Source organism: Bartonella sp. WD12.1 (assembly GCF_002022415.1).
GTDB lineage: Bacteria > Pseudomonadota > Alphaproteobacteria > Rhizobiales > Rhizobiaceae > Bartonella.
Map to the genome: position 1 here is coordinate 1,302,570 of NZ_MUBG01000001.1, position 14,931 is coordinate 1,317,500.

Below are 14,931 nucleotides of genomic sequence, written 5' to 3' on the forward strand. Positions count from 1 at the left end.
ACAAAAGCAACACGTAACATCATTAAGAAAGGCTTATTCCTATGGACACTTGCGCATCCCTCGTCTTTTCTGGTGTGCAACCAAGTGGCAATTTGCATCTTGGTAATTATCTAGGTGCAATTAAGCGCTGGGTTGAACTGCAAGCATCTCATACATGCCTTTATTGTGTTGTGGATATGCATGCATTAACGGTTAACCCTGCCCCACTCACCTTAGAAAGCTCCACCCGTTCAGTTACAGCAGCCTTTTTAGCTGCTGGTATTGACCCACAAAAACATATTGTGTTCAACCAATCACGTGTTTTTCAACATGCTGAATTAGCTTGGGTCTTTAACTGTATTGCCCGTATCGGTTGGCTCCAACGGATGACACAGTTTAAAGATAAAGCTGGAAAAAACCGTGAACAAGCATCCGTTGGGCTTTTTGCCTACCCAAGTCTTATGGCTGCTGACATTTTACTCTATCGTGCAACACATGTTCCAGTAGGAGAAGATCAAAAGCAGCATATTGAACTCACACGTGATATTGCGCAAAAATTCAATCATGATTACGCTGACCGAATTGCACATTTAAATGTTGGTATCCCCATACAAGAGGGAGAAAACAAGGAACAAGGCTTTTTCCCAATACCAGAAGCTCTTCTTGGTGATACGGGTATGCGCATTATGTCTTTACGTGATGGCACAAAGAAAATGTCAAAATCAGATCCTTCAGATTTGTCACGAATTAATTTAACTGATGATGCTGATCTTATCGTTCAAAAAATACGCAAAGCAAAAACTGACTCTGCTCCCCTCCCCGATGAGCTTACTGCTCTAGAAGGGCGCCCAGAAGTTGATAATTTACTTGGTATTTATGCAGCCTTTGCGCAAATCAGTAAAGAGAAGGCTCTTTTAGAGTTTGCAGGTCAACAATTTTCGCTCTTTAAGTCTACTCTAGCTGACCTTGTTGTCCATAAATTGGCACCAATTACACAAGAATTACGCCGTCTTCATCAAGAAGATGCTTATATTGATTCTGTTTTGCGTGATGGGGCTGAACGTGCTAGCCTATTGGCTGAAAACACAATGAAACACGTTCGTGAAATTGTTGGCTTTTTACATCGTTGATAGAACAATAAGCTTTGAATAATAGAATTTGCAAATTGATTAACAAATATCAAGATATCGCTACCATATCCTACCTTTCTCATGATAATATAAAAGAGATGAGCTTATTTAAATCATTAATCGTCAATTAAGAGGGCGTTTTTATTTCGGTTATCGTGCTTCTAAACGATCTTTTGGATAAAAATGTTGAAATGATTATATATATCAATACTTAAGCTTTTTTTGCGTTAATTGTTTCCTTAAGCTTGTGCAACAAAAGGATAATGTATGTTTATTCAAACTGAAACCACACCAAACCCTGCAACACTCAAATTTTTACCAGGCCGTGTGGTCCTTGAGAAAGGTGTGTTAGAATTTCATAACAGCAAAGAAGCTGATCAAAATTCGCCTCTTGCTGCTAAACTTTTTACAATTCCCAATGTCAGCAGTGTTCTTTTAGGACATAATTTCATTGCCGTGACAAAAAATGAAGGGGAATGGCAACATCTCAAGCCAGCGATCTTGGGCACAATTATGGAGCATTTTCTCTCCAATGATCCCACTGTTACCAATGATGCTACTCTGCAAACACAAGTCCCTGAGGCTCATGAAGAATTTTATGACGAAAAAGATACAAATATTGTCATGACAATCAAAGAGATTCTTGAAACACGTGTTCGCCCAGCTGTTGCCAATGATGGTGGGGATATCACTTTTCGTGGTTTTGAAGACGGTATTGTTTATTTAAATATGCGTGGTGCATGCGCTGGGTGTCCATCCTCAACAGCGACACTTAAACACGGAATTGAAAATCTTTTGCGCCATTTTATTCCAGAAGTTTTAGGCGTTGAAGCCATGCCACAAGATGTTATGCTATAAACTTGAAAACCCAGTAAGCAAAAAGAAAAAAGCCATCTTGTACGAATATCCCGTATAAATTATTTGCTGAAAATCATTTTTTGAACGTTATGGGAATTTGTCTATTATTTACTGCAAACTATACTTATCAGCCCGAAAATATAGGAGAGGAATAAGAACGCCTCATAATACACATGCTTATGACGCTTAAAATACTTATAAACTTTTAAAACAATAAAAAAACGGGCCCGATGGCCCGTTTCTTTTTACCTATGGGTTTAAGGCGCTTAGAAATCCATTCCGCCCATTCCACCCATTCCGCCGCCACCCATTGGGGGCATTGGAGTTTCTTTTTTCGGAAGTTCAGCAACCATTGCTTCTGTAGTGATGAGAAGGCTGGCAATTGATGCAGCATTTTGTAAAGCTGAACGTACAACTTTAACTGGGTCAACAATTCCCAAAGAAATCAGATCACCAAATTGACCTGTTGCAGTGTTGTAACCAAAAGTGTCTGAACTATTTTCAAGCACTTTGCCAACAATAATCGCTGCTTCTTCACCGGCATTGGTAGCAATTTGACGTGCTGGTGCTTGTAGAGCACGACGAACAATATTGATACCAGCTTCTTGGTCTGCATTGCTTCCTTTAACAGTAATTGCGTTTGCAGCCCGCAAGAGTGCAGTTCCACCACCAGCAACAATACCTTCTTCCACCGCTGCACGCGTTGCGTTCAAGGCATCATCAACACGGTCTTTCTTTTCTTTTACTTCAACTTCTGTTGCACCACCAACACGAATAACGGCAACACCACCAGCAAGTTTAGCAAGTCTTTCTTGCAGTTTTTCACGGTCATAGTCAGAAGTTGTTTCTTCGATCTGCGCCTTAATCTGGCTTACACGAGCATTGATTTGTGCTTTTTGTCCAGAGCCATCAACGATGGTTGTGTTTTCCTTAGAAATATGTACTTTCTTTGCACGGCCCAGCATATCTAAAGTGACATTTTCAAGCTTAATGCCAACATCTTCAGAAATAACCTGACCTGATGTCAAAATCGCAATATCTTCTAACATCGCTTTACGGCGGTCACCAAAGCCTGGTGCTTTAACAGCACAAATCTTCAAACCACCACGCAGTTTATTAACCACAAGCGTTGCCAAAGCTTCACCTTCCACATCTTCAGCAATAATGAGAAGAGGCTTACCAGACTGAACAACAGCTTCAAGAACAGGAAGCAAGGATTGCAGATTAGACAATTTCTTTTCATGAATAAGGATGTAAGGATCGTCGAGATCAGCCACCATTTTTTCAGCATTTGTGACAAAATAAGGTGAAAGATATCCGCGATCAAACTGCATACCTTCAACGACTTCTAATTCCGTTTCAGCAGTTTTTGCTTCTTCCACGGTGATAACACCTTCATTACCAACTTTGTCCATAGCATCAGCAATGATTTTACCAATTTCTGAAGCACCATTAGCAGAAATCGTTCCTACTTGTGCTATTTCAGCAGAAGTTTGGATTTTTTTTGCTTTTTTGAAAAGACTTTCAACAACTTCTGCAACAGCAGAATCGATCCCACGCTTTAGATCCATTGGGTTCATACCAGCAGCAACAGCTTTTATACCTTCTTGCACAATAGCTTGGCCCAAAACAGTTGCTGTTGTTGTTCCATCACCAGCAATATCGTTGGTCTTTGAAGCAACTTCACGCAACATCTGTGCGCCCATATTTTCGAACTTATCTTCCAGTTCGATTTCTTTTGCAACTGACACACCATCTTTTGTAATACGAGGTGCACCAAATGATTTGTCAATCACCACATTACGGCCTTTAGGACCGAGTGTTACCTTAACAGCATTAGCAAGGATATCAACACCGCGCACTAAGCGCTCACGTGCTTCACGGCCAAATTTGACTTCTTTAGCAGCCATTTAATTTCTCCTTGGATATAGTAAACGAAACAAATTGAGAGAATGGATTAACCCAAAATCCCCATAATATCGGATTCTTTCATGATTAAGAGTTCTTCACCATTAATCTTCACTTCGGTTCCAGACCATTTCCCAAATAAGATACGGTCTCCTGCTTTAACTTCGAGAGGCACGCGCTTTCCATTATTATCAAGAGCGCCATTACCAACAGCGAGTACCTCACCTTCTTGAGGTTTTTCTTTTGCTGTATCGGGGATGATAATCCCACCAGCGGTTTTATTTTCAGATTCAACCCGACGAACGACAACACGATCGTGAAGTGGGCGGAATTGTGTGTTAGCCATGTTTTAAACCCTTAAAACTTAGTATAACTGATTAATCTTAAATTCTACTAGCACTCTCTAGCGATGAGTGCTAACGAATAAATCTTATATAAAAATATTGATCTGCAATGTCAAGGATTCTAAATAAAATAATTCGTTTTATATTGATTCTAATTGGCTCTTTGATTCTAATCGAGAAATGCTTATCTTTTACTAAACTAATGAATATATATTAAGGGATTTTATTATGCTTAAAACACGCCAAGAAACCGATAGTCTGGGGACAGTTTCGGTTCCTCATGACCGTTATTGGGGAGCACAAACAGAACGTTCTCGACATAATTTCAACATTGGCTCAGAAAAACAGCCTCTCTCATTGATTTATGCTTTAAGCCTTATCAAAAAGACAGCAGCTCTTGTGAATATGCAAAAAGGAAAACTCTCGCAAGACATAGGGCAAGCAATTGTCACTGCTGCTGATGAAGTGCTTTCTGGTGCATTTGATACACATTTCCCCTTAGCTGTTTGGCAAACAGGATCTGGCACACAAAGCAATATGAATGTCAATGAAGTGATTGCCAATCGCGCTAGCGTGCTTTTGGGTGGAACACTTGGCAGTAAAGCACCCGTGCACCCTAATGACCACGTGAATATGAGCCAATCATCAAACGATTCTTTTCCAACAGCGCTTCATATTGCCACTACACTGCAAACACGCCAACATTTTTTTCCAATCCTTGATACTCTTATTGCCAGTCTTCAAACAAAAGAAGAAGAATTTGCAGACATCATAAAATTGGGGCGCACGCACACACAAGATGCCACCCCCCTTACTTTGGGGCAAGAATTTTCAGGCTACCGCGCTGCGCTAGAAGCCAACCGCCAACGCATTGAAATGGCTCTTATTGATGTCCAAATGCTTGCGCAAGGGGGAACTGCCGTTGGAACAGGCCTTAATGCTCCAAAAGGATTTGACGTTGCATTTGCTGAAACGATTAGTCCACTCACAGGAGTAACTTTCACAACCGCTCACAATAAATTTGAAGCTCTCGCCCACCATGGAGCTCTTGCTAATTTCCACGGAAGCTTAAATGCATTGGCAGCTGATTTGTTCAAAATTGCAAATGATATTCGTTTCTTAGGATCAGGACCACGCTCAGGCTTAGGCGAATTGAGCTTACCAGAAAATGAACCTGGTTCTTCCATTATGCCAGGAAAAGTTAACCCTACCCAATGCGAAGCTTTAAGTATGGTTGCCTGCCAAGTCTTTGGAAATCAGACTAGTGTGACATTTGCTGCAAGCCAAGGCCACTTCGAACTCAATGCCTTTAAACCTGTTATCGGTTATAATGTTTTGCAGTCTCTCTCACTTCTTAGTGACTCTATGCACTCTTTCGATGTTAATTGTATCAAAGGGCTGCGCGCTAACACAGATCACATCCAGTCCCTACTTGAGCGCTCTCTCATGCTCGTTACAGCGCTTGCACCAGAAATTGGCTATGAAAAAGCTGCTGACATTGCTAAAACAGCTCACAAAAATGGCACAACCTTACGGGAAGAAGCCTTAAAAGCCGGGATTGCTGAAGCTGACTATGACCGACTGGTTGATCCAAAAAAGATGATCCACCCACAATAAGGTTATTTTATGTTATTGATGAATTCATGTCATGATGCATTGTTATTATAAATGACATTTACGTTATAATATCGGGCTGTTCGCGGCCCAAATATTTTTTTATTTTTAACAATTCAAGCGCTGCTAGAAATAAAGGTTGAAGTACTTTTTGCAGATCTTGATTATATTTGCGGGGGTTGCTTTCATACTGTTCCAGATAAATGCGTACAGTTGCTCCCCCCGTTCCTGTTCCAGATAAACGCACGACCAATCGTGCCCCATTTTCAAAAAACACCCGCACCCCTTGCTCTACACTGGTACTATCATCAATGGGGTCATGATAAGCAAAATCATCACAGTGTGTAACGGTTAATCCAGCAACTTTTGCCCCAGCTAAGGGCAACAACGTGCGCAAATGCTCTATCATCCTATAAGCTTTTTGTGCTTCAACATTCTCATAATCATAACGTGAATAATAAAAACGCCCATATTTGTGCCAATGTTTTTGTACAATTTGCGCCGCTGTTTGCCCTGTTAGAGCCAAAAGATTTAGCCAAAACAACACGGCCCATAAACCATCCTTTTCGCGCACATGGTGTGAGCCTGTTCCAAAGCTTTCCTCACCACACAAGGTAACTTTTCCGGCATCTAGAAGCGTACCAAAAAATTTCCATCCTGTTGGCGTTTCAAAAAGATTGATCCCCTTTTCTTGTGCTACAAGGTCAGCAGCACGCCCTGTTGGCATTGAGCGTGCAATCCCAGAAATGCCCTGCCTATATCCTTTAATCAAGTGTGCATTTTCTGCCATAATAGCCAGTGAATCAGAAGGCGTGATAAATTGTTTGCGACCAATAATGAGATTGCGATCACCATCACCATCAGAAGCAGCGCCAAGATCAGGCCCTTGATCAGACATGAGCAAACGATAAAGATCCTTTGCATGCACCAAATTGGGATCGGGATGAGAGCCACCAAAATCTGGTAAAGGGGTACCATTGACCACTGTTCCTTGAGGAAAATTTAAGCGCTTTTCAAAAATTTCTTTCGCATAAGGCCCTGTGACCGCATGCATAGCATCAAATCGCAAGGTTAAGCCCTTTTTCACTGCTTGAGAAATGCAGTCAAAATCAAAAAGCTTTTCCATTAGAGCAGCATAATCTGCCACAGGGTCGATAACATCTACCTTCATGGAACCGATAAAACTTTGCCCTTCTATTTCTAAATCAATGTCTGGAGCTTCAACAATTTTATAAGAAGAAAGATGTTGCGATGTTGCAAAAATAGCATCACACAAACAGTCAGGTGCCGGGCCACCATTGGAAATATTATATTTTATACCACAATCACCATTCACACCTCCAGGATTGTGGCTTGCTGATAAAATAATCCCCCCATGTGCATGATATTTGCGAATAAGGTGCGACACAGCAGGTGTCGATAAAATGCCTCCTCTTCCCACCTTAACACAGCCCACACCATTTGCAGCCGCCATTTTTAATACAAGCTGAATAAGGGTATCGTTTAAATAGCGCCCATCTCCACCAAGGATGAACAATTTTCCCTCAAGAGATCCAACATTGTCAAAAATGGACTGAATAAAATTCTCAACATAATGGGGTTGCTGAAAAACCGATACCTTTTTGCGTAAACCAGATGTTCCCAGTTTTTGATCATGAAAAGCTGTTGTCAAAACAGTGTTGACAATCATGAAAATAACCTTCCTACTATCTTCTCAACTTGAAAGGGAACATCTGCTACAATTAATATCTCATCAAATAGCTTATCTTACACAGAAACTTCCCATGGCACCTTTTAGTTAAATGACTACCCCTTTTACAGCTCCTTTTATTTAAGGAGCTACCCGTTTAAGCTGCTTTTCATTTACCTTGATGCAAGCATGAAATACTTGCAAATTTGTCACAATCTACTACACTTCCAACATTCGTCGTTGAAAAACAAAAACCGTTTTTGCAACACAATCCCAAAAGGCTTATAGGAGCGTAATTATGATCAAAAAACAAGTTCCCAACGTAACTTTCCACACACGTGTACGGGATGAATCAGTCGGCGGGGATAATCCTTATCGGTGGCAAGATGTCAATAGTGACACTTACTTTAAAGGGAAACGGGTTATTCTTTTTTCTCTCCCGGGAGCATTTACGCCTACTTGTTCAACCTTTCAGCTTCCTGATTTTGAAAAACTTTATGATGAATTTAAAAAAGTCGGCATTGATGAAATTTACTGCCTCTCCGTCAATGATTCCTTTGTCATGAACGCCTGGGGTCAAAAGCAAGGCATTAAAAACGTGAAATTGATCCCTGATGGTTCCGGTGAATTTACCCGTAAAATGGGAATGCTGGTTTCTAAAGACAATCTCGGCTTTGGAATGCGCTCATGGCGTTATGCAGCGGTCATTAATGATGGAATTATTGAACATTGGTTTGAAGAAAAAGGCTATTCAGATAATTGCCCAACAGACCCATACGAAGTTTCATCACCACAACATATCTTAAAAACACTTCAAGGCTAAGTGTTAAACAAAGATCACTTCTTTAAAGAAGATCACATTTTTTAAAATGCACATTAAGGCAGCACAAATTACCTTGCATTTAAGGAATTTGTGCTGTTTTTGTTTTTAAACCTATATGGAACTTTTAAAAAGGAAACACATTTACCTTTTTTGGTCTCTCAAAATATCCTGCACTGCTTGAACCAACTGATTTTCTTTAACGGTTATTTGCGCTGGGCGGCTTTCACGCCATGTTTGATTATCCTTAATTTCACTGGCTAAACGTGCACCTTCTACCAAATCTTTAATCTGAACTTCGCCTTTCTGGCGTTCTTGTGACCCATGAATCACTACACAAGGTGCATGGCGCCGATCCGCATATTTCATTTGTGCTTTAATACCTGACTCCCCCAAATATACTTCAGAGCGAATGCCTGCATTGCGCAATTGCATCACCATTTGTTGATAACGCACAACACTACCTTGCTCTTGATCCATCATCAACACCACAACCGGGCCTGTTTTTTCCCTCACAGGTAATGTTCCATAGCTTTGCAAAGCTGCCATTAAGCGTGACAAACCAAGTGAAAAACCCGTCGCGGGCACATTGTCATTGCGAAAACGTCCAATCAACCCATCATAACGCCCACCCCCACCAATAGATCCACAGCAAACCATTCCATAAACACCAGGAACATTACGAAAAAGCAACTCAGCTTCAAAAACAGGCCCCGTATAATAATCCAACCCTCGCACAACTGATGGATCAAGCTTTATGTATGACTCATAACCATTGGTGGCAAAAATTTCCAGCATTTCTTCAAGTTCGCGAATCCCTTCAAGCCCACAAGCATTACGGCCAACAATTGCTTTGAGATGATTAATCTTTCCCCTCGTAGTTTCGCCCCTTGCACACAGCAAGCTAAGAATGTACTCAATCTGGTCATTAGTCAGTCCCACTCCTTTCGTAAAATCACCGCTTTCATCCAAACGGCCCTCCCCTAAAAGCAAACGTACACCTTCAAGACCAAGTCGATCAAGTTTATCAATTGCTCTAAAAACAATTAAGCGCTTGTTAGCCTGTTCATCTCCACCCAAACCAAGATTTTCTAAAACGCCATCCAAAATTTTCCGATTACTCAGATGGATAACACAATTATGGCGTCCAACTAATTTTTCTAAACTATCTACTGCCATCATGCAGACTTCTGCATCAGCTATCACTGTTGGTGCCCCTACAATATCAGCATCCAACTGCATAAATTGACGAAAACGCCATGGCCCTGGCTTGTCATTACGGAAAACAGGTCCAAAACGGTAACTACGATAAGGTTTTGGCAAAACTTCAAAATTCTCAGCAACATAGCGAGCAAGAGGCGCTGTGAGATCATAGCGCAAAGACATCCACTGTTCATCATCATCTTGTAAAGAAAAAACACCTGCATTCGGGCGATCTACATCAGGCAAAGACTTTCCAAGTGCATCTGTATACTCAAAAATCGGTGTTTCAAGTGCTTCAAAACCGTAAAGTTCATAAACTTCACGTATCTGAGCCATCATTGTTTCAAGCGCCTGTAATTTTATACCTGTATGATCAGTCAATCCCCGTGGTAAACGTGCTTTAGTTTTTTTTTGTTTCGTAGACATGATGTTTCTCTATTCAGCAATGTATGTTTACGCATAACTCTGTGTTTTCACGAACGATCATGTCTAGCTTATCGAAATGAACGCTGCAAGACTTTATATAACCTGTGGTTATAGACAACGATCTGATTTTAACCTCACAAAAGAATATGCCCCCATTATCATCAGCTTCTGTCCGCACACCAAAGCATTACCCAATATATGCCAAGGTTTAGCTGCATTGTCTCTACATTTGTTGTTTCTTTATGTTCACGCATAACCCATGTTCGCGGGATAAGATATCTACTGTATTAAAATAAACGTTGCAGTAACTTTATACTGCCTTGTAGCGGATACCACATCACCCCTTTTCATATTACCTGCCAATCATGCTGCCATCACTTTGCCATCATATTGCTTTTCTCAATAACTAGGCACTATCAAATCGATTTCATTTTCATCAAAGACTTTCTAGATTTGTGGCAAAACTGCAAACGATAGATGTTTAACAGTGCCTTACTACCGTTTTAAGAAATTTTTTTCTACATCAATACGCAAAGAGCAGATGCATTTTAATCAAATTAAAAGTGTTTTAAAGTGATAAAAATTCGGTAAAAACAATGCACAATAAAATAAAATCTGCCTGCTCTCGAAAAGACAAATAGTGCCAAACTCTTTGTAATCAACATTGACAGCTATTAAAAAACGCTATTCATCGTATAAAATCGTTCTTTTCTTAACTAAGAAAACACATATTCTCCCTATCTTAAAAGACGCGTTTGGCAATGTATGAGATGAAGTATCATCTTTAAAATACTTAAGGAATAAAATGAAAATAACAATTTTTGGCGGTGGAATTTGGGGAAGAGCTCTTGCATTTGCTTTTGCACATAAAAATGAAGTCTGCATTGTTTCAAGACGTGACATCACCTCTGCACTAGAACCTTTAAACAAAATATTGAGTCACAATTCTCATTCAATCATTTCACAATGTTCCTTAGACGAGAGTTTAAATTCTACACTTTTTGTCATTGCTATTAGTGTGCAAGCTTTAAGAGAATGGTTTGCTTACACATGTTTGAAAAAAGATTCAAAAATACTCATCACAAGCAAGGGAATTGAAGAAGATAGTGGAGCATTTGTCAGCCAAATTGCCAAAGATTTTATTGCTCCAGAAAATCTTTGTTTTTTAGCAGGTCCAAGCTTTGCTAAAGAAATCATTCTCGCTCTCCCATGTGCCTTAACTATTCATTCGCATAATTCCACCCTTGCTCAAGAATTTGCAAACAGAATGCCTGACTTTATCAAACCCTATATTGAAAATGACATCATTGGTGGAGAAGTGGCAAGTGCATATAAAAATGTCATTGCTATAGCGGCTGGAATTTGTGACGGACTGCAATTAGGTCAGAATGCTAAAGCATCTCTCCTATCGCGTGGACTTGTAGAAATGTATCAATTTGCAGAACATTTTGGTGCAAAAATGCAAACTTTCTTAGGGCTGTCTGGTGCAGGTGATCTGTTCTTAACAGCAAATTCCCTTCTTTCCAGAAATTATCGTGTTGGGTTAGGATTAGCGCAAAACAAACCTTTGCAGAATATTTTAAGCGAGCTAGGCGAAGTAGCCGAAGGCATTAAAACTTCTAACGCAATTACTCAAATTGCTCAAAGAGAAGGAATTCACGCACCTATCGCTATAGAAGTTCAAAAAATCATTCAAGGTAAAAACCCTTTAGAAAGTATGAGCACTTTGATGAAAAAATAACTTTAAAAAAATTTCAATAAAGAAATTTTATTTAATCTAAGCAAAGCTTTAAAAGTAGGCAGCAATGTTTACAGTTTTTGGCACCATAACAATCCACATACAGTTGTAATAATAGCACCGATAAGGCTATCTAATGCCGTTAGGCTTTAGTCTTGTTGGTAATATATAAAATATTTTTTCTGTACTTAAGTTTATTACAAAAATTCACCACATATGAAAAAATTATTTAAGCGTATTCTCAACCTCTAACAAAGAATATTAAAGAATATTCACATACCAATTATACCCTTTTATGCTTAGGAACAGAGGTGATTTTTAATCTACTTTTTAGTTTGATAGATTATTGCTTAGCGGATTTAGAGTGTTTGTAGCATTATTATGCAATAGCGTAGCCCTACTTTTTTTCCAGATGAAAGAAGCAAATAAGATCTGACAAGAAAGCCTTTTCCCTTTTTTATCAGTGCTTTTATTGCCTTGATGAAATACGCACGATGGCTAAAATGACAAAAACTTAAATACAAACACGACCTTTGCAAAGTATATGACACTTTTAAAAAGCTGAAGAAACACCGCAAGTTTAAAGCTTGATACCTATATCAACATTCACAAGAAACACCATAATCATTCTTTTTTATAAAAAGCCAAGAGTGACCTTTCTAACCTTGAACCCAAACAAGATTATTGAGCACTGCAACGACACCTTTTACAGCGCTATATCTCATAAAAAAAAGAACAAATGCTTTGTATCCCTATCATTTATGCACCCTACCATTTAAACAAAACAGATACACCCATTTACCCGTTTGTAGTAGATAAAAAGGAGTGCAGAAGAAATAACCTCTCGCCCCTCTTTGAAGAGGCAACAAACATATAAGCGGCCACGCAAATATATAAGAACTATGTATTTGTATTATGAAGACGAGAAGAGAGTTGCAGAGAAACGGTCAGATAAGAATTTTACAGCAGATATAAAAAAAGATGAACGAAAGCAATAAGAAGCAATTATTGATTTCCCACAGTGATGTTTTTTTGAGAAGAGAGTACAGATATTGTTAGGATTTTTGTTGGTTGCGGGGGCAGGATTTGAACCTGCGGCCTTCAGGTTATGAGCCTGACGAGCTACCGGGCTGCTCCACCCCGCGCCATTGCAGAGATCCCACAGTTATTGTGACGATGATATTTTTTGTAACAAAATCACTTGACTGCTGACCTCTATTGAAGACTTGTTTGAGAAGACCCTTGTATGTTTTTAACAGACCTGGCAGTGACTTACTCTCCCGTGCCTTAAGACACAGTACCATCAGCGCTGGAACGTTTCACGGCCGAGTTCGGGATGGGGATCGGGTGCAGGCATTCCGCCATAACCACCAAGTCAGCTAAGAACATATAAAGGAACGAGAACTGGTTTTTTTGCTTAGTTTTTTGTTTATTGAAAATACAATAAACAAAAATAGGGAATGAATATAGGGAATGGGAACGATCAAGCCTATCGAACGATTAGTATCAGTAAGCTTCATATGTTACCACACTTCCACACCTGACCTATCAACGTGGTGATCTTCCACGGTTCTCAGGGAATACTCGTTTTCAGGTGGGTTTCCCGCTTAGATGCTTTCAGCGGTTATCCCGTCCGTATATAGCTACCCTGCTATGCGGCTGGCGCCACAACAGGTCCACCAGAGATACGTCCATCCCGGTCCTCTCGTACTAGGGACAGATCCTGTCAATATTCCTACACCCACGGCAGATAGGGACCGAACTGTCTCACGACGTTCTGAACCCAACTCACGTACCGCTTTAAATGGCGAACAGCCATACCCTTGGGACCTGCTCCAGCCCCAGGATGCGATGAGTCGACATCGAGGTGCCAAACAACCCCGTCGATATGAACTCTTGGGGGTCATCAGCCTGTTATCCCCGGCGTACCTTTTATCCGTTGAGCGATGGCCCTTCCACACGGGACCACCGGATCACTATGACCGTCTTTCGACTCTGTTCGACTTGTCAGTCTCACAGTCAGGCAGGCTTATGCCATTGCACTCAACGAACGATTTCCGACCGTTCTGAGCCTACCTTCGCGCGCCTCCGTTACTCTTTAGGAGGCGACCGCCCCAGTCAAACTACCCACCATACACTGTCTTGAATCCGGATAACGGACTGCAGTTAGACATCCATATCCATAAGGGTGGTATTTCAAGGATGACTCCACAAGAGCTGACGCCCCTGCTTCAAAGTCTACCACCTATCCTACACAGATAGACACAAATGCCAGTGTAAAGCTATAGTAAAGGTGCACGGGGTCTTTCCGTCTAACCGCAGGAACCCCGCATCTTCACGGGGAATTCAATTTCACTGAGTCTACGTTGGAGACAGCGGGGAAGTCGTTACGCCATTCGTGCAGGTCGGAACTTACCCGACAAGGAATTTCGCTACCTTAGGACCGTTATAGTTACGGCCGCCGTTTACTGGGGCTTCAATTCGATGCTTGCACATCTCCTCTTAACCTTCCAGCACCGGGCAGGCGTCAGACCCTATACATCGTCTTGCGACTTCGCAGAGCCCTGTGTTTTTGGTAAACAGTCGCTACCCCCTGGTCTGTGCCACCCTTTAACGGTTGCCCGAAAAAGGGTCACGCTTCTTCCGAAGTTACGCGTGCAATTTGCCGAGTTCCTTCAACGTAGTTCTCTCAAGCGCCTTGGTATTCTCTACCTGTCCACCTGTGTCGGTTTCGGGTACGGTCTATACGTGGGAGCTATTTCCTGGGACTACTTCACTGCAAGATCAATCCAATAAGACCTTACAATATACGCAATCCGTCACTTCCCACAGGTCCACGAATATTAACGTGGTTCCCATCGACTACGCCTTTCGGCCTCGCCTTAGGGGCCGACTCACCCTGCTCAGATTAACTTTAAGCAGGAACCCTTGGACTTTCGGCGAGGGAGTCTCTCACTCCCTTTATCGTTACTCATGTCAGCATTCTCACTTCCGATACCTCCAGGAGCTCTCACGAGTCTCCCTTCACAGGCTTACGGAACGCTCCGCTACCACTTACTCATAAGAGTAAATCCACAGCTTCGGTGTATGGCTTGAGCCCCGTTACATTTTCGGCGCAAAGACCCTTATTTAGACCAGTGAGCTGTTACGCTTTCTTTAAATGATGGCTGCTTCTAAGCCAACATCCTGGTTGTTTTGGGATCCTCACATCCTTTCCCACT

Annotated in this window: 9 protein-coding genes, 1 tRNA gene and 2 rRNA genes (1 of these 12 cut by a window edge); 5 read left to right on the forward strand and 7 right to left on the reverse strand. The window is 41.1% G+C overall.

The window, feature by feature from the left end; genetic code table 11:
- Positions 1–41: 41 nt before the first annotated feature.
- Positions 42–1,109: a tryptophan--tRNA ligase gene (gene trpS / locus BWD121_RS05870; RefSeq protein WP_078663745.1), complete on the forward strand. Its 1,068-nt coding sequence runs from the start codon at positions 42–44 to the stop codon at positions 1,107–1,109.
- A 267-nt stretch (positions 1,110–1,376) separates the two neighbouring features.
- Entirely contained in the window at positions 1,377–1,967 is a 591-nt protein-coding gene (locus BWD121_RS05875; protein ID WP_078663746.1) for a NifU family protein, read from the forward strand.
- 266 nt (positions 1,968–2,233) lie between these two features.
- Here BWD121_RS05875 and groL read toward each other — a convergent pair whose 3' ends face one another.
- The gene (groL, locus tag BWD121_RS05880) at positions 2,234–3,877 is read right to left on the reverse strand and encodes a chaperonin GroEL (protein WP_078663747.1); all 1,644 of its coding nucleotides are present in this window, start codon (positions 3,875–3,877) and stop codon (positions 2,234–2,236) included.
- Between the two features lie 47 nt (positions 3,878–3,924).
- Positions 3,925–4,221: a co-chaperone GroES gene (gene groES / locus BWD121_RS05885; RefSeq protein ID WP_010702864.1), complete on the reverse strand. Its 297-nt coding sequence runs from the start codon at positions 4,219–4,221 to the stop codon at positions 3,925–3,927.
- Between the two features lie 226 nt (positions 4,222–4,447).
- Here groES and fumC point away from each other — a divergent pair, with 226 nt between their 5' ends.
- Positions 4,448–5,836 carry a class II fumarate hydratase gene (gene fumC, locus BWD121_RS05890; RefSeq protein WP_078663748.1) on the forward strand — a complete coding sequence of 463 codons (1,389 nt, stop codon included), beginning with the start codon at positions 4,448–4,450 and terminating at the stop codon, positions 5,834–5,836.
- 58 nt (positions 5,837–5,894) lie between these two features.
- Here the strand turns inward: fumC and BWD121_RS05895 are convergent, their stop codons facing one another.
- Positions 5,895–7,523 (reverse strand): alpha-D-glucose phosphate-specific phosphoglucomutase, encoded by a 1,629-nt coding sequence (locus tag BWD121_RS05895; RefSeq protein WP_078663749.1) that lies wholly within the window; start codon positions 7,521–7,523, stop codon positions 5,895–5,897.
- Between the two features lie 298 nt (positions 7,524–7,821).
- Between BWD121_RS05895 and BWD121_RS05900 the strand changes: the two genes are divergently transcribed.
- Positions 7,822–8,346, forward strand: a complete 525-nt coding sequence (locus tag BWD121_RS05900) for a peroxiredoxin (protein WP_078663750.1) — start codon at positions 7,822–7,824, stop codon at positions 8,344–8,346.
- A gap of 141 nt (positions 8,347–8,487) precedes the next feature.
- Here BWD121_RS05900 and hisS read toward each other — a convergent pair whose 3' ends face one another.
- Positions 8,488–9,972 carry a histidine--tRNA ligase gene (gene hisS, locus BWD121_RS05905; RefSeq protein ID WP_078663751.1) on the reverse strand — a complete coding sequence of 495 codons (1,485 nt, stop codon included), beginning with the start codon at positions 9,970–9,972 and terminating at the stop codon, positions 8,488–8,490.
- A gap of 805 nt (positions 9,973–10,777) precedes the next feature.
- Here hisS and BWD121_RS05910 point away from each other — a divergent pair.
- On the forward strand, positions 10,778–11,713 hold the full coding sequence (locus BWD121_RS05910; protein ID WP_078663752.1) for an NAD(P)H-dependent glycerol-3-phosphate dehydrogenase: 936 nt from the start codon (positions 10,778–10,780) through the stop codon (positions 11,711–11,713).
- Between the two features lie 1,065 nt (positions 11,714–12,778).
- Here BWD121_RS05910 and BWD121_RS05915 read toward each other — a convergent pair.
- From BWD121_RS05915 to BWD121_RS05925, 3 genes are all read right to left on the reverse strand, one after another.
- Positions 12,779–12,855, reverse strand: a tRNA-Met gene (locus BWD121_RS05915).
- Between the two features lie 114 nt (positions 12,856–12,969).
- A 5S ribosomal RNA gene (gene rrf, locus BWD121_RS05920) occupies positions 12,970–13,085 on the reverse strand.
- 104 nt (positions 13,086–13,189) lie between these two features.
- Positions 13,190–14,931, reverse strand: a 23S ribosomal RNA gene (locus tag BWD121_RS05925) (it continues 1,071 nt past the right edge of the window).